General features: G+C 40.7%; 14 protein-coding genes. All 14 read right to left on the bottom strand.

Annotated elements, in window-relative coordinates:
- The 14 genes from JKP34_RS12070 to JKP34_RS12005 all read right to left on the bottom strand — a co-directional run bounded on the left by JKP34_RS12070 (nt 1) and on the right by JKP34_RS12005 (nt 21,506).
- Complete coding sequence (locus JKP34_RS12070; RefSeq protein ID WP_115869569.1) at nt 1-1,233, bottom strand: TolC family protein; 1,233 nt, start codon at nt 1,231-1,233, stop codon at nt 1-3.
- Nucleotides 1,230-5,054: an efflux RND transporter permease subunit gene (locus JKP34_RS12065; RefSeq protein WP_201921690.1), complete on the bottom strand. Its 3,825-nt coding sequence runs from the start codon at nt 5,052-5,054 to the stop codon at nt 1,230-1,232. Before JKP34_RS12065 ends, JKP34_RS12070 begins: the two co-directional genes overlap by 4 nt.
- Before the next feature lie 104 nt (nt 5,055-5,158).
- Nucleotides 5,159-5,578 carry an HYC_CC_PP family protein gene (locus JKP34_RS12060; RefSeq protein ID WP_201921688.1) on the bottom strand — a complete coding sequence of 140 codons (420 nt, stop codon included), beginning with the start codon at nt 5,576-5,578 and terminating at the stop codon, nt 5,159-5,161.
- A gap of 56 nt (nt 5,579-5,634) precedes the next feature.
- Nucleotides 5,635-6,390: a heavy-metal-associated domain-containing protein gene (locus JKP34_RS12055; RefSeq protein WP_201921685.1), complete on the bottom strand. Its 756-nt coding sequence runs from the start codon at nt 6,388-6,390 to the stop codon at nt 5,635-5,637.
- 92 nt (nt 6,391-6,482) lie between these two features.
- Nucleotides 6,483-7,022, bottom strand: coding sequence for a helix-turn-helix domain-containing protein (locus tag JKP34_RS12050; protein WP_236664991.1), 540 nt, complete (start codon nt 7,020-7,022; stop codon nt 6,483-6,485).
- 75 nt (nt 7,023-7,097) lie between these two features.
- The gene (locus JKP34_RS12045) at nt 7,098-7,985 is read right to left on the bottom strand and encodes a cation diffusion facilitator family transporter (RefSeq protein ID WP_041935341.1); all 888 of its coding nucleotides are present in this window, start codon (nt 7,983-7,985) and stop codon (nt 7,098-7,100) included.
- Nucleotides 7,986-7,987: 2 nt separating this feature from the next.
- Entirely contained in the window at nt 7,988-8,779 is a 792-nt protein-coding gene (locus JKP34_RS12040) for a cation transporter (RefSeq protein WP_201921683.1), read from the bottom strand.
- Nucleotides 8,780-8,789: 10 nt separating this feature from the next.
- Nucleotides 8,790-10,022, bottom strand: a complete 1,233-nt coding sequence (locus JKP34_RS12035; protein ID WP_201921680.1) for an efflux RND transporter periplasmic adaptor subunit — start codon at nt 10,020-10,022, stop codon at nt 8,790-8,792.
- Between the two features lie 48 nt (nt 10,023-10,070).
- A complete protein-coding gene (locus tag JKP34_RS12030; RefSeq protein WP_201921676.1) occupies nt 10,071-14,483 on the bottom strand; it encodes a CusA/CzcA family heavy metal efflux RND transporter in 4,413 nt (1,470 codons plus the stop codon).
- A 187-nt stretch (nt 14,484-14,670) separates the two neighbouring features.
- Nucleotides 14,671-15,000: a DUF6660 family protein gene (locus tag JKP34_RS12025; RefSeq protein WP_014022289.1), complete on the bottom strand. Its 330-nt coding sequence runs from the start codon at nt 14,998-15,000 to the stop codon at nt 14,671-14,673.
- A gap of 45 nt (nt 15,001-15,045) precedes the next feature.
- Nucleotides 15,046-15,456 (bottom strand): Fur family transcriptional regulator, encoded by a 411-nt coding sequence (locus JKP34_RS12020; protein ID WP_188467722.1) that lies wholly within the window; start codon nt 15,454-15,456, stop codon nt 15,046-15,048.
- Entirely contained in the window at nt 15,456-17,555 is a 2,100-nt protein-coding gene (locus JKP34_RS12015; RefSeq protein WP_201921674.1) for a Piwi domain-containing protein, read from the bottom strand. Before JKP34_RS12015 ends, JKP34_RS12020 begins: the two co-directional genes overlap by 1 nt.
- Before the next feature lie 8 nt (nt 17,556-17,563).
- Entirely contained in the window at nt 17,564-18,274 is a 711-nt protein-coding gene (locus tag JKP34_RS12010; protein ID WP_201921671.1) for a M48 family metallopeptidase, read from the bottom strand.
- Nucleotides 18,267-21,506 carry a type I restriction endonuclease subunit R gene (locus tag JKP34_RS12005; protein ID WP_201921668.1) on the bottom strand — a complete coding sequence of 1,080 codons (3,240 nt, stop codon included), beginning with the start codon at nt 21,504-21,506 and terminating at the stop codon, nt 18,267-18,269. The genes JKP34_RS12010 and JKP34_RS12005 overlap by 8 nt, the downstream gene beginning before the upstream one ends.
- Between the last annotated feature and the right edge of the window lie 66 nt (nt 21,507-21,572).

Genomic DNA, 21,572 nt, shown 5'->3' with positions numbered 1-21,572 from the left:
TTATTTCGATTTAGCTGTGATATAATCCAGTTCTGCTAATGCGATGTGGTATTCCGACAAGGCAGTAGCTTTCATTTTTTGATACTTTAATATTTGTTGTTGCATCCTAAGTACTTCTTCAAAGTCTTTTCCCGAAGTGCTGTAAGCAGAGAATAAAAGGTTTAATGATTGCCTAGACTCCTGTATTTGTTCTTCGTATAACTGTATCAACTCAATCTGTTTTTGGATCTCGAACCAAATCATGTCATAGGAACTGATTAGCCTGTTAGCAGCTTCTTCTCTTTGCAGGGAATAAGATTCTTGCATGAGTTGAGCTTCTTTTTGTGCTGCTTTATATTTTCCTCTGAAAATTGGAAGGCTCACAGACACCATTGGCATAAATACATCTTGACCATTATCAGGTAATGACACATCCGTACGTTGACCTACGATTACATAATCTAAGCCTACACCAAGTTTTGGAAGACCCTGCTTGATTGCGGCTTGTTCACTTGCTTTACTTGCTTCAATTTTCAACTCCAATTCATCAAGAATAGGATTGGACGCGAGTAACGAGTCTTTACGATAGTTTGCAGGTAAACTAAAAGTGAATAAAGAGTCCTGAACAACAATATTGTCGTCATCAGACCGATTCAAAAGCTTATTAAAACGAGTTACAAGAGGTTTTTGCTTTTGTTCCAGTATAGACAAATTACTAGTTGCATCTTTGAGCATAATATCCACCCGCAATACATCTACCATTGAGCCTTTATCGTTTTGAAATTGAATAGTGGCTATCTCTTTGTATGAGGACAGGATGCGTTGATTTTCTTCTTCAATGGAAATCAACTTATGCAGCTCATAGAGTGGATAATATGATGCTGATACTTGGTAGTACAATTTGTTTCGGGCATCTAAAAACTCTTGATATGTTGCTTCTGCCATTAAAGTAGCAGCATCTTCCTGGGCTTTTAAAGTGCCGAACCATGGAAACATTTGTGTCAAAGAAAACCTTGCTCGTTGCGGCCCCACTCTTGTTTCCACTGGAGACACGAAATAACCGAAGGAAAGATTGGGGTCTGGCAAACTGCTAACTTGTGTTACTTTTTGCATAGCAGCTTCAAAGGATTTGTATTTAGCCTGCAATCCCGGATTGTTTTCTGCCGCTAACTTGAAATAGTCATCTAACGACTGAGCATTTGTTAATGTGGAAAAGCCAAATGCCGTGAATATGATTATGATTATTTTTTTCATGATTGGCCTTTTGAAATTTTACGTTCTTCTCTCCAGCAGTAAATCACCGGAACTATGAAATAAGTGATGGCAGCAAATAGCATCCCACCAACAGCAGGCAATGCCATGGGTATCATAATATCTGAACCTCTACCAGTAGAAGTGAGGATAGGTAGTAAAGCAATGATGGTCGTGGCAGTTGTCATTACTGCTGGCTTTATTCTGCGCTGTCCTGCTTCCACTGTTGCTGCTCTTATTCCTTTTATATTATCTGTTTTATTTCTATCAAAGCTTTGATCCAGATAAGTAGCCATCAATACTCCATCGTCAGTTGCTATTCCAAAGAGGGCAATAAACCCAACCCAAACGGCCACACTCAGATTAATGGTGTGTATTTGGAATAAATCACGAAAATTTGTGCCGAAGACTGAGAAGTCTGCAAACCAACTTTGCCCATAGAGCCATAGCATGATAAAGCCACCGCTAAAAGCCATTGCAATACCTGTAAATACCATTAATGAAGTGGATACCGAACGGAACTGGAAATAAAGAATGAGAAATACAATGCCTAATACCAAAGGAACAATGATAGAAAGTCGTTTTTCTGCCCTCACCTGATTTTCATAACTCCCTGAAAACTTATAGCTGACACCAGCAGGTACGGTCAGTTCACCTGAATCAATTTTATCCTGAATTGTGCGTTGAGCATCGTTTACCACGGTGACTTCCGAGAAACCAGCACGTTTATCAAACAGTACATAGCCAACCAGAAAGGTTTCTTCACTTTTTATCGCTTGTGGACCCCTTACATATTCAAAGTCTATGATTTGAGATAATGGAATTTGAGCACCTGTGGGTGTAGGCATTAGTATTTTACCCAATGCTTCAGGGTCATCCCTCAATTCTCTTGGATAGCGTACCCTGACAGGAAATCTTTCTCGACCTTCTACAGTGGAAGTGATTTTCATTCCACCAATTGCAGTTTCTATGGTCCGCTGAACATCTTCTATATTCAATCCATATCGTGAGATTTCATCCCTGTTTATGTTGAGGTGTATGTAGGGTTTACCTACAATTCTATCCGCAAATACTGCTTCTGCCTTTACAGAAGGCACTCCTTTTAGAACGTTCTCCAACTGCAATCCAAAGTTCTCTATTGTTTTCAGGTCAGGTCCATATACCTTGATTCCCATAGGAGCTCGCATCCCTGTTTGGAGCATGACCAACCGAGTTTCAATCGGTTGAAGCTTAGGTGCTGAGGTGACACCTGGTAGTTTGGTGGCTTTTACTATCTCATTCCAAATATCATCGGGAGATTGAATGTGATCACGCCAATTGCGGTAATACTCGCCATTATCATCTGCAATTAATGCAGTCGCTTCTATGCCCTGTTCCAAACCTTCTTTGTTAGTAAGGGCATCTCCCGAAATAGTAATGAACCGATTGTCTTTGTCCACCTTAAACCTTTGTCTATGTCCTTTTTTGTTTAGGATGTATTCTGACTTGTAATTGATAATGTTTTCATACATAGAAATAGGGGCTGGGTCAAGGGCTGATTCTACCCGTCCGAGTTTACCAACCGTTAGCTCTACTTCGGGGATACTGGTAAGTAGCATATCCAATTGGCCTACTATCTTTCGATTGAATGTTACTCCGGAATGAGGCATTGAGGTTGGCATCAACAGAAAGCTTCCTTCATCCAGAGAAGGCATAAATTCTTTGCCTATCCCGGGAAAGGTATGGGACATGGCTGACCATCCTTTGGTCTGATCCAAATTCCATCCAACCTTCTCAAAACCCTTGGAGACAAAACCAAAAACAGCATTGAAGCCAAGCCAAATATTTGCACCTAATAGGATGAGTATAGTCGGGATAATCAAAAACTTGATTTTGTTATTTAAACACCAAGTGAGGATTTTTTTGTATTGAAATTCCAATAGCCTAAACGCACCGAGTATAACACCGACCAATAGGGCAACAAAAACAAAGTTGAGGAGAAGGGATTTAGATGCACCTAGTGGTAACCAATATTTTGCCAGCAACCAAATGACTCCCAACAGGACAATGATTAATTCCGCATACTTGAGTAAGAACTTTATTACAGTCGGAAGTGAAGCATTTTTGAGCTGTTCAATGTTTTTTACAATACCGATGATTCCAAATAGAATTAGTAACACTCCCGTCCAAACCTGTCCAATAAAGAGGCTAATAATTCCAATAAGGACTAAGCCGTAGTGGCCGTATTTTTTTAAGAACTTGTTTTTAATATTAAAGCCGAAAAACCAATGTGCCAGTGTTGGCAAAATCAGCAATGAAACGATCAATGCAGCTAAAAGGGCAAAAGTCTTTGTAAAAGCCAGAGGACCAAACAGCTTGCCTTCTGCTGCCTGCATGGTAAATACAGGGACAAAACTCACAATTGTGGTAGAGACAGCCGTTAATATCGCAGTGGCCACCTCTGATGCTCCATTGTAAATGGTATCAATTAGTTTTTGGCTTGGTGGGGCTTCATCAATATGCTTGATGATATTTTCAGAAAGAATAATACCTAAGTCCACCATTGTTCCGATGGCAATGGCTATTCCTGATAGTGCTACAATATTCGCATCGACACCAAAGTATCGCATGGCAATAAACACCATGAGCACGGCAATGGGCAAAAGGCTGGAAATAAGGAATGAAGCTCTTAGGTTATATACCATCACAATCACCACCAGAATGGTAATGAGAATTTCCAGCGACAAGGCTTCTTCCAGTGTACCTAAGGTTTCATAGATCAATTCTGAGCGATCATAAAACGGGACAATTGTAAGCTGGCTTTCTCTACCGTCAGCCAATGTTTTCTTGGGAAGGCCGGGTGCTATTTCAATAATTTTGGCTTTTACATTGTTGATGACCTGCAAGGGATTCGCTCCATATCGAGCTACTACAACGCCACCTACTACTTCAGCACCATCTTTGTCCAAAATACCTCGTCTTGTAGCGGGGCCAAGAGATACTACACCAATGTCTTTTATCCTTATAGGCACATTGTCTTGTACTGCAACTACTGCCTTTTCTATGTCTTCTACTTTCTTGACATATCCTAAACCACGAACTAAATATTCAGCCTGATTGATTTCTATGGTCTTTGCACCAACATCCTTATTGGATTTTTGTACTGCCTGCATGACTTTATGCAAGGGGATGTTGTAGGCTTTCAAAGCGTCAGGATTTACATCAATTTGGTATTCCTGAATAAAACCGCCAATGGAAGCAACTTCTGAAACGCCTTCTGTTGCATTTAAACCATACTTCACATAGAAGTCCTGAACTGTGCGGATTTCGTGCAAGTCCCAACCGCCAGTTGGATTTCCGTTTTTGTCCCTTCCTTCAATGGTGTACCAATACACCTGCCCTAAGGCGGTGGCATCTGGGCCCAATGCAGGCTGTACGGCATCAGGGAGTAAGCCAGAGGGTAGTGAGTTGAGTTTTTCGAGTATTCTGGAACGTGACCAATAGAACTCTACATCTTCGGAGAAGATGATATAAATACTGGAAAAACCGAAGATGGATGAACTTCTGATAGATTTTACTCCTGGGATACCTAATAAATAGGTAGTTAAAGGATAAGAGATTTGATCTTCAATATCTTGTGGTGAACGGCCAGCCCATTGGGTAAAAACGATTTGTTGGTTTTCTCCTATGTCTGGTATGGCATCTACCGGAACGGGATCAGAAGGCAATGCACCCACTTGCCATCCAAATGGAGCAGTTACAATTCCCCAGGCTACAAAACCTGTAAGGACGAGAACAGTGACCAACTTATTCTCTAAGAAATATTTTATGATTTTATTGAGCATAATACAATTGAATTTGATTGAACAGAAAAGAATTGTTCAATGGCAGGAAATGCCACTATGCTCCATAGTCACAAGACCAGGAACATCAAATTGTACTATGCGGTTTAAATTAAAAAGGTCTGAAAAAGGACTTGAATATCCTTATCAGGTATGGGAGGAGAGTAATAAGTGTTATGAACAAAAGCTTGATCAGTAAATAGAACCGGCTGAATATAAGTGTGAATGAAAGCAACAAAGAAAACAGGATTCACATCAACAGAGAAGGCTTGAAGATTTGCATTCTCATCTAACTGAAGTACCTCATGTTGATTTTCACAACAAGGTTTAGGGTTCACCTGTTCTTCTGAGGATGGTTCTTTTTTGCAATCTCCATCCATATCTGCCATACCGCAATCAGGATTATGAAGCCCGATTGAAAAAGAGGTCTCAACCGCTTCACCACCGCAAAAGTGGGTGTTCATAGAGAAACCCACGTTGGAAACCAACATGAGCAAAGCAAGCGATATGGAGATTATTCTTTTCACCTAAAGCAAAAATAGGAAATTAAAAGAAGGATGTTTTATAGAATTTTGACTTTTGTTTACAAGATTCGGTTTTGAAGAAGCATAATCAATGACATGCCTATCATTGAAAGGTCTTCAACAATTGTAACTGTGCTCATTGGTAAGTTGAAAACATCCCCTAAACAAGCGCATTTAATCTTTCTCTTATCCAAATTACTTTTTATTACCCCTATACTACTTATACCTAAGATTAAGAAGGTACTCAAATTGGTAACTAATGGGGCAATATTAGTTAGGTAAAGAAGTCCGAGAGCCAACTCAACAAAAGGGTATATGTAACCCCAAGTCTTCCATTTAGCAGCTACAATATCATACATACTGTATGAATTGGCAAAGCCCTGTAAGTTTAGCAGCTTGAAAAAAGCAAAGACAATGAAGAACCCTGCCATAAAGTGGCGCATCCACAACATCCCCGAAAATTCATTGAATGGGTATTGGCTCAAAGCTGTTACCACAGCAATGAACCCTACAATAAGGATCAGTGGTTTGTAGGTGGTAATGGACTTCTCAGCGAGTGGTTCTTGTTTTTTGATCTTAGGGAGCGGAGCTTGTACGGTCTCTTGATATTCTTCAGAAATGGCATAGTTCCCTACCTTTTTTAATGCCAGATTAATTTCTCCAAGGTCTAAAGATTCATCGGAGATAATCTTTGCCTGTGGGTATTCCAGTTGAATAGCGGCTTCTTGTATCTCTTCGATTCCATTGATCGTTCTCTTCACTTTGGCCAAACAGCCAGTGCAAGTCATTCCGGTAATTGTATATTCTTTGGTCATCTTGTTATCGTATTAATTGTCACGATACAAAGATGATCGGTAAGCTGCTTGTGGCTGTTACACAATTTTGAAAAAGGCTTATGAGATTTTGATCACAGCTGATCCAGTGATTGCCGTCCCGGATTTCTCATTTTCTTAAAAGCTGTGGGGGTCATGCCCGTCTCTTTTTTGAATTGGGCGGATAGATGGGCTACACTGCTGTAGTCCATTTGATGAGCAATCTCTGAGAGCGTTAGCTCATTGTAAAAGATGAGCTCTTTCACTCGCTCTACTTTTTGTTTAAGGATAAACCGCTCAATAGTGACTCCTTCGACAGAAGAGAAAAGCCTGCTGAGAGAAGAATACTCCTGGTGCAGTTTATCAGCTATTAGGGTAGAGAAATTGATATTTAAGGCTTCTTTGTTGTGATGAATTTGATCTACAATGATCGCTTTGATCTGTCCGATCAGTTTCGACTTTTGATCTTGAAGCAACTCAAAGCCTCGTGCTGCCAGTAGTTCCTCCAGCTGTGATTTCTGATCACTCGTGATGTTGTTTGGTGTATGAACTTCTCCGAGTTCAATGGAGGAGGTTTCTATATTCAGGTTATCCAAAATGTCCTTCACTGTGTCAATACAGCGAGGACAAACCATGTTTTTTATGTAGAGGGTGTTTAGCTTCATTTTGTTTTAATCTGATATTTTTTCATCACTTATCAAATGATTTGATCAACAATCCTCCAACTCACAGTTTTCACCCTGTGCTTCAAACTCTATGGTAATGTGATTAATCGATTCATCTTTTAATTGTGTTCTTACTTGCTCTTTGAGCTTAGCTTGTTCTGAAAGTTTGTAGTCTTTATCTAGTCGAAGGTGAAGTGTAAGAATGTTGTACTGGCCGTCCATCGACCATGCGTGGCAGTCATGGATGTCAGTAACTTTTGATATGTTCTTGAGCTTTTGCCGAATGTCGTCAATGGAAATTTCCTCGGGAATGCCCTGAAGAATTACTAAAAGGCTCTTTTTGAGGTTTTTGTAAACATTGTACAAAACAAAAAGCGAGATTAGTACTGAGAGTAACGGATCTATAAATGGTGCATCTGTATACATCATAATGACACTACCTATAAGAACGGCCACCCATCCCAAGACATCTTCTAAAAGATGTAGTGAAACTACTTTTTCATTCAGAGATTCTCCTTTTCGGAGTTTGAAAACAGCTGCACCATTTACTACTATTCCCAAAATCGATAGATAGAGCATGCCTTCAACATTTGTTTCCCCAGGATTAAAGAGTTCAGGAATCGCTTTTGTCAGGATGAATATTGACCCTGCCACTAACACAATCGAATTGATTATCGCACCAAGCAATGAGAATCGTTTGTACCCGTAAGAGAATGTCTTGGTTCTACCTTTCTTGGATAGCTTCTGAAAGTACCACGAAAGTCCTAAACTGAGGCTATCTCCTAAATCATGCAGTGCATCCGACAGGATAGCCAAACTATTGGTATAGAGACCACCAATGATCTCAATGATTGTAAAGGCAAGGTTGAGAAAGAAGGCTACTTTTACATTGCCCTCTGAATGATTATGTGAATGATTGTGATTATGTCCCATAATCATTTTGCCAATTTCAGTATTCGAAAAGCACCACGCATAACAAAGGAGAAAACAACACCACCAACAACCAGATCCGGCCATTTACTTTTTAGAAAATAAACCAGAATCCCAGCTAGTATTACCCCTCCATTTACGATAATGTCATTGGAAGTGAATATGGCGCTGGCTTGCATGTGAGCTTCTTCGCTTTTAGCTTTATTGATCAGCCAGAGTGAAACCAGATTACCAATTAAGGCAAGTACCGAAATGATGATCATCCATTGAAACAGCGGTGTTTCGCTTTCGCTGAAAAACCTGCGCAAAACTTCTGAAAAACCTAACAGAGCCAATCCCATCTGAAAATAGCCACTGATTTTGGCTACTTTCTTCTTACGAGAAATAGCTGCACCGACAGCAAATAAGCTCAGGCCGTAGACGATGGAATCTGCCAGCATATCCAGCGAGTCAGCCACCAGACCCATAGAGCGGGATATCCATCCGGTAGTCATTTCTACTACAAAGAAGCCGAAATTGATGCCCAATACCCACCATAGTATTTTCCTTTGATGCGATTCGTCAACAACTGAAGGCAAATCAGCGTCTTCTGTGTTTTCCAATTTATCGTTTAGGTTCAACTCGCTGATAGCCTGATGAATTTGATCTATGTCACCAATGTGGTAAATTCCAAGTTGACGGGAAGGTATGTCAAATTCAAGGTGTTTTATATTGGAAAACGACTCCAATTTCATACGAATTAACTGTTCCTCAGAGGAGCAGTCCATTCTCGATATTTTGAATATTGTTTTTTTCATACTTCTATCTTTAATCATCGTCACCAGTCTCCCCTTTTTTCATTTCAGAAATTAGGTAATAAGCGTTGTTCCAGGCTACTTTTGTGCCCTCAGGAAGTGGCTCTAACAATTTAATTTCTACCCATCCGTCTTCTGTGATACCTGTTCGTACTTCTATGGCTTTAAACGCCCATTCGGTTTTGCCATCTTCTTCATGCGCTTCCGCCATAAAAATATAAGGCTTGCCTTCTTCTTCTATGATGGCACTTTCCGGCAAGGCTTTTACCTGATTATCACCCGTTCTTATTTTACCATTGATATACATCCCCGGGATCAAAAAATCTTCTTTTTGATCTATCTCTGCGTGTACATGCACCGCTTTCGGGTTTTGTTCAAATTGTTTGCCTACCGAATAGATTTTGGCAGTCAGCGTATTTCCCGGAACAGACTCCACAGTAAAGGACACTTTTTGTCCTACCTTTACTTTATAAATATCCTTTTCAAACACCATCAGGTCGGCATGAATGTGGTCGGTATTGACAATCATAAACATCTTGGTCTGAGGGTCTACATATTGACCAATCTGAACCTTGACTTTTTGTATGAATCCATGGATGGGACTGACTACAGGTACGTACCCATAGATTTCCCCACTCCGTATCTTCTCCACATTCAGGCTTAGCTGCTTCAATTGGGCTTCATAGCCTTTTACCTCACCTTTCATGGCCTGGTAGTCCGCCTGAATTTGCTGATAAGTTTTTCCGGAACCTACCTCTTCTTCATAGAGCCTTTTCTGCCGCTGGTTTTCTTTTTCCAGAAACTGTAGTTGGCTGTAAGCCCGTATATAGTCAGTCTGTAACCTGGTCAGGTTAGGATGAGAAATATAGGCCAATACCTGCCCTCTGCTAACCTGGTCTCCCTCTATCACTTTGATGGAGGTTACGTTGGCTCCCAGAATAGCTGTAACGGTTGCTTCATGCTGAGGTAGCACTTCTAACTGGCCATTTGCTTCTACCACGCCCGATAGTGAGCGAATGGGTAGTGTGTCAATTTTGATGCCCAGGCTTTCAAACTTGAGATCCGAAAGGTGAAGCTCAGCCATCCCTTCTTCATTAGTTCCTTCTTCACCCTCGTGCCTAGCCTCGCCCTCACTGTGTTCTTCGTGAGAGGCATCACCTGAGTTATCAGCCGACTTGCTGCCGCAGCCCGTAAATACCGATACCATCAGTACCAATCCCAGTATATATAAGATTTGCTTTTTCATTGTGTTTATATTTTTAATCTGATTATCCATTCAGGTTTTATTAAATGCTTAATTTGATGTTTTTAAATAGTATTCCAGTTGGTAGCGGCTATTCAGGTAGTTGCCGAAGGCATTCCATGAGTCCACCTCTATGCGAATGGCATCCCTGATGTTTTGCAGAAAAGTCACATAGTCAATCGCCCCTTCCCGATAAGCCAAAATAGCTCCGGCTCGTTGTTCCTGCGCCAGGGGTAGTGCTTCATCCCTGTAGTAATTCCATGAATAAAGCCATTTCAGATACTGCTCTTTCATTTCCTGATAAGCTGCATTCAACTCCAACTGGTTTTGTCGCAGGTTTTGTCCTGCAATATCCCGCTGTATTTTGGCCGATTGTGTCCTGCCAAGCTCAGGCCCGAAAAACAAAGGGATCCGAATACCGATTTGGTACTGATAAAATCCTGATTGCCCATCAACTTGTTGTCGTCCATATTGGCCTTGCAACTGTGGAAAAAACTGCGAACGTCTTTCTTTTATGGTCGCATCCGCTACATCTACCCGTTGTTTTGAAACATTCAAAATAGGATGGTTCATTAGGGAATCGGCTACATAATTCAGCGGTTCATCCAATTGAGTGGCCGGGATATCCGGCACGGTAAATAGTGTATCATTGGCAAACCACAGGTTGAGCCGCTGCAAGGCACTTAGATAATCTCTGTACGCCTGCTCCTTCTGTATCTGTACCTGATTGGCCTGGTTGGAAGTAGCCAAATATTCCAGCTTGGAAGTGGCTTCTGTTTCTAAGCGGATTCGTGCGGCTCTTTCAATATCGGTAAAAACCGAATCCAACTGCTCATACACCTGGTAATTATTCTTTGAAGCATATACCTGCGCCCAGGCCTGACTCACTTCCCTTTCCAGTTCTATTACAGACAAGTCCAGAGCAGCTTCAGCCAATGCCACCCGTTCCTTTTGCAATTTCAAACGTGGTGCTATACCGAACACATCAATCTGCTGCTGCTGGATACCGAATTGTGTGTACACACCATCCGATCCATTGCCCACTTCCTCTTTACCAGTAAATATTTGGGTATTACCTAAGTCCCACGCTGTTTTCTTTAAGGCCTGTTGGCTTTCAATTTCCAGCCTGGCTGATTGGATTTTAGGATAATTTTCTATTGCACGCTTCCTTGCCTGTTCTAATGTAATCGTTGGTAGGCTGTCATTCTTTTGTTCCTGCTGCTGGGCATTAGCCATAGCCGGTAAGCCAAATAATCCACCACAAATAATCAATATGATGATCACATTGACATTTGGTGCACTCAGGTTATTTCTTTTATCGCTTCTTCCTTCTACAAAAGTGTAAAGCACCGGCAGCACTACCAGCGTAAGCAAGGTGGCAGTAAGCATACCACCAATTACCACAGTAGCCAAAGGCCGCTGCACTTCTGCTCCTGCAGACGCTGAAAATGCCATAGGAAGAAATCCGAGAATATCCGTGGTTGCGGTAAGCATAATAGGCCTGATCCGTTCTTTAGTTCCTGTAAAAATGCGGTCCCTGATGCTGGTGACTCCTTCCTCTTTCAGGGAATTAAATCGGTTGATCAATACCAAACCGTTCAGGACAGCTACACCAAAAAGCACAATAAAACCAACTCCCGCTGAAATACTAAAAGGCATATCTCTAACCCACAGTGCAAATACTCCCCCAATAGCTGCCAGTGGAATAGCTATATAGATCATAATGGATTGAGAAAATGATTTCAGGGCGAAGTAGAGCAGAACAAAGATGAGAAAGAGAGCAATGGGTACAACAATTGCTAATCTGCTTTTAGCCCTTTCCAGATTTTCAAACTCTCCTCCATAAGTGATGTAATAGCCGGGAGGTAACTCTAGTTGTGCATCCAGTTTTTCCTGAATATCATTTACCACTGACTCTACATCTCTTCCCCGTGTATTCACTCCTACATAGGTTCTTCTATAGGTATTGTCCCGCGAGATCTGCATGGGGCCCGGCACATAGCTAATGTCGGCCACTTCTTTTATCGGAACTTGGGTACCATCGGGTAGATCAATGTAGAGTGTGCGCAGGTCATCAATACTTTTCCGGTGCGCCTCATCAAAGCGGATGACCAGATCAAATCTTTTTTCACCTTCAAAAATCACCCCGGCCACACCACCTGCAAAGGCTGAACTCACATACTCATTGATCTTTTGAATGTCCAATCCATATTGGGCAATTTTATCCCGATTGTAACGAACGGTCATTTGGGGAAGTCCTGATGTACGTTCTGGGTTTACATCACCGGCTCCTGGCACGGTAGAAATTATATCCGCCATTTCCTGCACTTTTGCGGAAAGCACTTCCAGGTCTTCGCCATAGAGTTTTACGGCAATGTCCTCCCGTACCCCTTCCAGCAACTCATTAAAACGCAGCTCTACCGGCTGGGTAAATACCAGGTTAACCCCGGTCAGATTGGTTTCCAGCTTTTCCTTGATTTGCTCAATTAGCTCGTCCTTGGTTTCAGCTGAAACCCATTTATCTTTATCTTTTTCCAATATGAGGTACATATCGGCTATATCCATCGGCATGGGGTCCGTAGGGATATCGGCCACCCCAATCCGGGCAGTTACCGTTTTTATTTCGGGAAAACTTTCCAGCAACAGGTTCTCAATCTTGATTGATACCTCTTTAGACTCACTTAGGGAACTTCCGGGCCTGATGAGTGCCTGCATCGCGATATCTCCTTCATCAAGCTGTGGCACAAACTCCCCTCCCATACGGGAAAAAATAAACCCGGCTACTCCCAGCAGCACAATAGCTACGATGATCACAATTGCTTTAAAACGCAGCGCACCTTTTAGCAAAGGCAAATAAACCCATTGAATGCCATCTATTATTTTATCACTAACCTTTTCCAGCCAGCGTTCAAATCGTCCAAACCAGTTCTTTTTGTTTTGAACAGGTTTCATAAACAAGGCCGACATCATCGGTACATACGTCAGACAAAGGAAAATGGCACCAATCATGGCAAAGCCAAATGTATAGGCCATCGGCTGAAACATCTTACCTTCCACCCCGGTAAGGAATAAGATGGGGGTAAATACAATGAGGATGATAATCTGTCCGAAAAAGGCCGAACTCATCATTGTACTGCCCGCATCATAAGCAACCTCATCCATTACGCCCTGGTTGAATTTGATTTTCCCTGACCGGATGCGCTTTTGGATTTCATACACTGTGCCCTCTATAATGATCACCGCCCCGTCAATGATGATCCCAAAATCAATGGCCCCAAGGCTCATCAGGTTGGCCCACACATTGAACTGCTTCATTAAAATGAAGGCAAACAGTAGGGAAAGCGGAATGGTAGTCGCAGTGATAATACCGCCACGAAGGCTACCCAACAGAATCACCAGGGCGAAAATGACAATCAGCGCCCCTTCTATAAGATTGGTTTTTACAGTATCGGTAGTCCTGGAAATTAAATCACTACGATCAATTATCGTATTGATCGCTAATCCCTCCGGAAGAGATTTTTCTATCTCTTCCATACGCTCTTTTACATTCTGAATGACTGCATTGGGATTGGAGCCTTTTAGCATCATAATAATGCCGCCAACAGCTTCTTTTCCATCCTGTGTGAAAGCCCCATATCGCACCTGGCTGCCGAAGTGTACTTTAGAGGCTACATCACCTACCGTAACCGGGATCCCATTTTCTGTTTTTATGACGATTTTTCGGATATCATCCAGAGAGCGCACCAAGCCTTCTCCACGGATGAAATTAGACATCCTGTTCTTCTCAATGTAAGCCCCACCGGTATTAACATTGTTTCTGGCCAGAGCCTCATATACTTGAGAGATGCTCACATTCTGTGCATTGAGTTTATCCGGGTTAATGGCCACTTCATATTGCTTAATATAGCCACCGAAAGAATTCACCTCAACCACACCTTCAAGCAAAGTTAATTGCCGTTTTACAATCCATTCTTGAATCGTGCGCAACTCCATAGGTGAATACATCGAGTCATAACCCTCTTGTGGTTCAATGGTGTATTCATAGATTTGGCCTAAACCAGTGGAAATGGGACCCATTGATGGGCTTCCAAATTTCTCCGGTATGGTCTCTTTTAATTCGATTAGTTTTTCCTGTACCAGTTGGCGGGGCAGATAGGTACCCATATCGTCTTCAAAAACAATGGTAACGACAGAGAGGCCGAACCTCGAAACAGAACGGATTTCATCTACTCCCGGCAGGTTGCCCATGGCCAACTCTACAGGGTAAGTAACAAACTGTTCGATATCCTCAGTGGCCAGGTTTTCTGATACAGTAATTACCTGCACTTGATTATTGGTAATGTCGGGTACAGAGCCCAGATTGACGGTGGACATGGAGTATATCCCGACCCCAATGAGCGCCAGCGTGAGCAGGCCAATAATAAGCTTGTTTTTTATTGAAAACGAAATTATTTGATTAATCATAGCTTTACTTTTATCAGGATCTCTTGATAAAGAAGTCCTGATGTTTATGACTTTTAAACATGTTGATTTGGAAATACAAGCCGTACTGTTCTATTGGACAGTAGGCGTAGTGGTGGTTATTGAATATAACACATGTGACTTGAAAATCACATGTGTTAATACCTTTGAATAAGTAAGCAATAACCTTTTAGGAAAACTTTGGGGGATGCCAAACGGCATTTATTAAATTAAAAGAAATACCATTGTTGTAGTTTCTGGGCAACTTATTATTATCCGCAAATACCAGATTGATAATTACCCTATTGTTTCCAAAAGAGATTGCATGTACATGACTACATTGACAACCACAGAGTGGGGGGCAATTTTCGTTATCCTGATTTCCGCTCTCCTGCTGACTAGATTCTGTATTTGAGTAGTTGTAAACACCATCATACGAGTTACTACGACAAGCTCCCTCAATAGGGACTGTGGAGAGCATCAGCGTAAACGTGGCGAATATCAAAGATAAATACTTCATTGGTCACAAATATAAAGAAGTGATAGTGCAACCCGATTGCAAAGGTTATTGGTTACACTTATCGCATAATCCTTTAATGACCATGTTAGCTTGTGCCATTTTAAAATTATTTGGTAGATTGACTAAAGGAATAGGGTGGTCTAAAAGGCAAAAAGTCATTTCACATGAAGTGCAATAGAAATGATAATGAAGGTCTTCTGGATCGCAATTGCAGCCTTCTACACATACAGCATACTTGGTCATCCCTGAGCCATCTTCGATGCTATGGATCACCTTATGATCTTCAAAAGTTTTTAGTGTGCGAAAAATTGAACTTCTGTCTGTTTGATCGAGACCAACTTCAATGTCTTTTAAAGACTGTGCTTTCTTTTGCTCTAATAGGTAGCGCAGTACTACTATCCTTACAGCAGTCGGCTTTACGTCCTTAATTTTAAATATTTCTTCTATTCTGTCCATTATAAAAACCAAAGGTTGTCTTTTCCAAATTCAGGTATTTCATTGCCATCAAAATGAGGGAGCATTTCTGCGACCATTTCAGGGTATTTGATGGTAACTGGTAAGTTCTGTTGTCTTACTGATTTCCAGTACATACGGCTGAACTGATATACCTGATCAATCAATTCCTTTACCGTCTTGTATTCTTCTACCAGCTCTTTTTCTGTACAAAAGATTTTCAGCTTTATCGGGAACGGAAAGCCGTCATGGAAGCTGTAGAATTTTGGGTTGTATCTTGTGTTGTTGAATAGCAGGAACTTATTGTACCCAACCTTTATGAAAGTGCCACTCATTGGCATAAGGTCTTTCCAACTGTTATCAAATGCAACAATGTCCGAGGATTCTGTCTTGTTGATGGAAACTATAAATACTGGAATGTCTAATCCAAGGTGTTTGAGGCCGTCTTCTATCGGTTGTAGTTCATCTTGCCTCATACTCTTGTAGAAGTGGATCACAAGCCGTTTGATGCCTGTATTGACGTTTGCATACTCTTTTACTGCTCTGATAATTGAACCTGCTAACTCCTTTGTTTGGTCTTTTTGGAAGCACTCAAAACGGTTGAATTTCCCATTATTAGCGAAGCTAAAAGCACTGCCGATATATTGTATATCCACTTCTGAGTTTCTGAATGCTCCAATGCCTACTATCAATTCATTTTTAAGCTTTGTATCCAGCTTCCACGGAATGCCGTTCAATTTGGCTAAAATGGCAATTGCAATATTCGGTAAGCTGTAATAGTACTTTTCATTAGTCATTACCTTTTCACCATCAATTACCTGTGAGGATACACCTTCCTTTAAAAGCAATTCTTTCAGCTTGTAGTATATCTTCCTTCTTGATTTGTCCGGTGAGTTCTTGGAGAATGGACTGATATAAATGGCGATGTACTGAATATCTGATTCAAAATGTTTGTTGGTAACCGCTTCATAGATTTCTGGCCATGGATCATCTCTGTCATCAAACCTTATACTGAATCCTTTTTCGGTGTGGTAAGTTGTATGAATAAACTTGACCAATCCTTTAAAGCCAAACTCAGTTCCTTTGAAATAACTGTCCATCTTCTCTGCGATGGGCTGATCATCTTTATGAAAGATAAAAAAGTAGTGAATTTTAGTAGTAGGGCTTAATCCGAAAGGACCATGCTCTTTCATTCCATCCATTGGCACGATTCCAGACTTTTCTTCACCGAATAAAAGGCGGTTACTGGAATTGTTGACTGACCCGACATTGATTTTATTAACTGGTATGAATCCATTGGAGGTAATTGGAATGATTGCTTTGAATTCCTCTGTATTCAGGTATTGATTGTAGAACTTGTCGATTCCCTCTCTAAACTTTTTGTACTTATTGGTTTTGTCCGGGGCTTCCGTTCCTTGCATTAACGCATCTCTGATTTCGAAATTCCATACTGGATACACCTTGTCATATTCTCTTTTACCGCTATCAGGTAACTCATCAAAACGGTACAGACCCTTTTCATACACTACCCAATTAATATCTGTCGGTGATACATCCTCTAAAAGAGTGGAGACAGGAACTTTGAAGATTTTGGATTTACCTTCAAATGTCACCAACAATTCAAGACTGTCGGAAACTGTCTTAAACTGTACTTTGAGTGAGAAGCGGTCGAATATCTTGTACTTGCCTGTGGTGTCTTGTTTGGCACTTGGAAGCCAAACTTCTGTATCACTTACAAAATTGGGCTTCACTAAAAATCCTTTCTCCTTGAAATGGCTATGAATGAGTGAATTGTAATATCTCTTTAGTACTGAAGTGGAAAAGGTAGAATTACGGATGGTATATGACCGTTCTTCTCCTTGCTCATTTGTCTTGGTCTCAAACTGTGGACTTGTTGGTTTTGATACCGCTAAGAAACCTTCGGCCTCAACTGTAAATGATGTGTAATAATGGTCTTGCTCTCCATACTTTTCAATGACCTCATCAGGCACTAAGGATTTGTAAATCCGAGTGAGGTTGGCTTGTTCCTGGTCAGTGAAGTAAAAGGTTTGTTCTTCCTGAGGGTGATTGAATGTGAGTATATTGAAGGTATGGTTCGACATAGCAGTATCTAATTCAGTGTGTTTTCAAGTCTTTCTTTCCATTTTTTCCAATCTGGCATTATGGTTTCCTGTAGATCATAAAATGCCTTTGTATGGTTATGATGCACCAAATGGCAGAGTTCATGGATAATTACATATTCAATACTTCCTTTAGGAGCTTTTATCAAATCGGGATTTAGAATAACCTTTCCTCTGACGGTACAGCTTCCCCATCTGGTAGGCATATATCTTATCTGTAGGTCTGGTGTAGAAATCCCATATCGTTTAAATAATGGAAGCACCTTGTTTAGAATATCATGGAAATGTAATGCTGCCTTTTCTCTATACCATTCTGTCAAGATGTTCGCAGGAGAGGTATTTTCTTTTTTGAAAAGTATCAATCTACCCCTGTAAACCTTAACTCCATTTTGAAGATCATTTTCAATTCTAAGCTTATACTGTCTTCCCAAATAAAGGTGTGTTTCACCATTTACGTATTGTCTTGGTGGTGTGAGAGGATGGTATGACAGAAATTCAAGCTGTTGTTTGATGATCCAAGGAGCTTTTTCTCTAAGCTTAGATTTTAATTTCTCTTCGGTTGTTTCGTTTGGGGCTATTACCCTCACTTTGCAATCAGGATAAACACGAATACCCAAGGTCTTACGCTCTTGATAAGTAAGCTCATAGTTGATTTCCTTAGAGCCGAATTTGAATGACTGTATGGTGATGGTATCAGACATATTTCAGCTTAGCAATTTTTAATCCTTCTTCTACTAATTCATCTATCAAATCAAAGGGCAATTCAATGTCTTGTTGAGTCTTCAGCTCAAAGAGGTAGTCATCAATATCAATCCTGATTTTACCCTCTATGTCGGACTTATTCACCCAATCAATAATGGGCTTGCCATTTTCAAAGACGATGGATTTAATTACGTTATCAATACCCTCTGCTATGATAGCCCCTACATTTTCGGCACCTTCTGATCTTTTCAAGTGACCTTTGAAAATCTCGTTTACTAAGTTATAAATGGCTATACCAGTATCATTTCCAACTAAGTTTTCAGGGATGTTATCTTGTCTTCCGTTGTGGAATTGATCTTCATATTCTTTTGCCTTGTTGAGATAATCGGCCTCAGAAATACGGTGTTGGTGGTAATCATCAATGGTATCTCGTATAAGTCTTGACAGCTTTTTGAAGTAAACAGGGTCTTCATTCATTTTTACATTGATAGCCTTGATTGTCCTGCTGGCAATGTGATCAGCCTTTGCTGCTTTACTGGTGATTTTTTCTACTTCCTGTTCTCGCTGCTCTTTATCGAAAATGTTGACCAATTCGGTGATACGAAGAATCTCACCTTCAGTAGTGATATGCTTATCAATTAGTTTCTGAACTTGTGGTTCATATTCCTTGTATTCCAAGTCATCAAAATACCTCCGCTTGACAGAAATTCTCAATCCTAAAAAGAATTTAGCGTCCTGTTTATACTTGTTGATTTGCTGCTCCGGGGTATTGCTTATGAACTCAAAGCTGGACAAAGCCAATTTTAATAATCGGGCAAAAGCCGAGACTTTTTCATAGAATATATGGCGAATTGCCTCATCCTGTAATAGTTCTTCGTAGGCAGGTTCATCATACTTGTTTTTGATTTCTTTGAAGATGTCCCAGACCTCTGATTGTGCTTGTGGTAACTTTTTGATTTCTTCGCTAATATTGGTTAGCGTACCTTCCAAATCAAGGGCATCATAATCGTTGGTTCCTGAGTAGGTCTCTAATGCAGAATCCAAATTTTCAAGATTACCATAATAGTCGATAATCAAACCATGTTCTTTACCGGGAGCTAATCGATTAACCCTTGCAATGGCTTGTAGTAAAGTATGTTCTTTTAACTGTCTTGTGAGATATAACACGTAGTTGTTAGGAGCGTCAAATCCCGTCAGAAGCTTATCGACTACAATGATGATTTCAGGGTGATCTTGTTTCTTGAATGAGTTGATCAGTGATTTCTCATAGTTTTCAGAACTGCCATATTTGTCCATCATGGCTTTCCAGAACTTCAATATCACATCGTCACTCTCCTCAAAAGCATCATCATAGTTTTCCCTGACATCTGGAGCAGAAATCAATACTTCACAACTTACTTTGCCAATCTGCTTAATAAACTCTCGGTAACGAATAGCCGTGGTTTTATTTGGTGCTACTAACTGACCTTTAGCCTTTAATGTACCAAAGAGGATGTCTTGTACATTTTGCTCGTAGTGGTCTGATATGTCCCATGCTCTGGCATAAATGATTTCTTCTGCCTTGTTAAGCTGGTTGGTAGAGCTGAATTTTCGTTTCAATGCTGCCTTACCGTATGGTGTAAGCGGCTCGGAAACACGCTCAAAATAGTTGTCTAATGGCTTTTCATTGACCTCAATCAAATTGTGCCTTCCTTCATATAATAAGGGTACTACCGCACCGTCAGCCACTGCATCAGTTATCGAATAGACATCTATCAGACCACCAAACCTGTTAGCCGTACTTTTCTCCTTCTTCATCAAAGGCGTACCTGTGAATGCAATGAAACAGCCTCTTGGAAAGACCTTTTGCATTTTGATATTGAAAGTACCGTATTGACTTCTGTGTCCTTCATCTACTAACACAAATATGTCAGGTGAATCAAAGCCTTCTTTGGCTCGGTTTACCGCAGCTTCAAACTTGTGGATCAAGGTAGTAATGACAGTATCCCCTGTGCCTGAAAGTAACTCTACCAAATGTTTACCTGTCTGAGCATTTTCAACAGGTATTTGACACTTTTTAAATGTCTCTGTTATTTGATCGTCCAGATCAATACGGTCTGTGACCAATATGATTTTAGGGTTCTTAATTTTGGGGTGGGTGGCAATGAGTTGAGCCAACATAACCATAGTAAGTGATTTGCCACTTCCTTGGGTATGCCAGATTACTCCTCCTTTTCTTAATCCATGACTATCTGTTTGGGCTACTTTATTGAGCGTATTATGTACAGCAAAATATTGCTGATACCTGGTCACTTTCTTAATTCCATCATCGTAGAGAGTGAAATTAAAAAAGAGGTCTAAAAGACGATGTGGCTGGCAAAGACTAAACAATAATCTGTCCTGTTCGGTAATCGCTTGATCTTCCTTTTCTAAATTCTTGAAGTATGACCATACATTTTTATACCGCTCCTGAAAGAGGGTTGTCCTTTCATTTGAGGGTAGTGGTTGGTTCTTTAGGGTTTGTAAATTGTCCAGCCATTCTGTTTCTTCCCCCTTGGTTTTGAATAACTCTTTCCAAAAACTCCAAAATTCTTTTTCAGTGGCCGTAGTAGCGTATTTGGCATCATGTGTAGCCAGTCCAAACACAAGGTTGGAGTATTGATATAAGGAACGAATACCTTCTTCCTGCTGGTTTCTTAAATGTTGCTCTATGGACTTGTCAATGGGGTCTTTGATTTTTGGGCTTTTGCATTCTATGATTACCATAGGTATACCATTGATGAATAGCACAATATCAGGACGGTAATGCTCGCTGCTGCCACTTCTTAGGACACTAAATTCTTCTGATACGTGGTATGAGTTCTTCTCAGGATGTTTCCAATCAATGTATTGGAAAGAGAAACTCTTTTTATCACCCAAAACCGATTGCTCAAAGCTCCTGCCAAGCGTGGTGAGTTCGTAAAACGCTTTGTTAGAAGCGATAAAACCATCTTGAACAGGAAGGTCACGTAAGGATAAAATGGCATTGTTTACGTTGACTTCTGAGAAGGTAAACTCTTTCCCTTTGTATTCAATCGAATTGATACTATGTAATTGTTCTTTCAGGATGGTTTCCAACAATACGTTAGATGTTCTTCCTCCACGAGCTTCCAAAGCTTGTTCTGGAGATAGGTATTTCCATCCCATATTCATGAGCAGCTTCAATGCCGGAAGCTGCGATATATGATCTTCTTTAAATGATGGTGCTGCCATTATATATGTCTTAATGTTGTATTGAACAGGAAACTCTTTTTCGTATCTTTGCTATGCTCTTTACCC

Source organism: Marivirga atlantica, from assembly GCF_016734805.1.
GTDB lineage: Bacteria > Bacteroidota > Bacteroidia > Cytophagales > Cyclobacteriaceae > Marivirga > Marivirga atlantica.
Note: the sequence above shows the minus strand (reverse complement) of the source record. Positions and strands in the feature narration are given on the sequence as shown.

Coding starts and splice junctions, on each gene's coding strand:
- JKP34_RS12070 (WP_115869569.1), bottom strand. CDS start 1,233: ATGAAAAAAATAATCATAATCATATTCACGGCATTTGGCTTTTCCACA.
- JKP34_RS12065 (WP_201921690.1), bottom strand. CDS start 5,054: ATGCTCAATAAAATCATAAAATATTTCTTAGAGAATAAGTTGGTCACT.
- JKP34_RS12055 (WP_201921685.1), bottom strand. CDS start 6,390: ATGACCAAAGAATATACAATTACCGGAATGACTTGCACTGGCTGTTTG.
- JKP34_RS12050 (WP_236664991.1), bottom strand. CDS start 7,022: ATGGTTTGTCCTCGCTGTATTGACACAGTGAAGGACATTTTGGATAAC.
- JKP34_RS12045 (WP_041935341.1), bottom strand. CDS start 7,985: ATGGGACATAATCACAATCATTCACATAATCATTCAGAGGGCAATGTA.
- JKP34_RS12040 (WP_201921683.1), bottom strand. CDS start 8,779: ATGAAAAAAACAATATTCAAAATATCGAGAATGGACTGCTCCTCTGAG.
- JKP34_RS12035 (WP_201921680.1), bottom strand. CDS start 10,022: ATGAAAAAGCAAATCTTATATATACTGGGATTGGTACTGATGGTATCG.
- JKP34_RS12030 (WP_201921676.1), bottom strand. CDS start 14,483: ATGATTAATCAAATAATTTCGTTTTCAATAAAAAACAAGCTTATTATT.
- JKP34_RS12025 (WP_014022289.1), bottom strand. CDS start 15,000: ATGAAGTATTTATCTTTGATATTCGCCACGTTTACGCTGATGCTCTCC.
- JKP34_RS12020 (WP_188467722.1), bottom strand. CDS start 15,456: ATGGACAGAATAGAAGAAATATTTAAAATTAAGGACGTAAAGCCGACT.
- JKP34_RS12015 (WP_201921674.1), bottom strand. CDS start 17,555: ATGTCGAACCATACCTTCAATATACTCACATTCAATCACCCTCAGGAA.
- JKP34_RS12010 (WP_201921671.1), bottom strand. CDS start 18,274: ATGTCTGATACCATCACCATACAGTCATTCAAATTCGGCTCTAAGGAA.
- JKP34_RS12005 (WP_201921668.1), bottom strand. CDS start 21,506: ATGGCAGCACCATCATTTAAAGAAGATCATATATCGCAGCTTCCGGCA.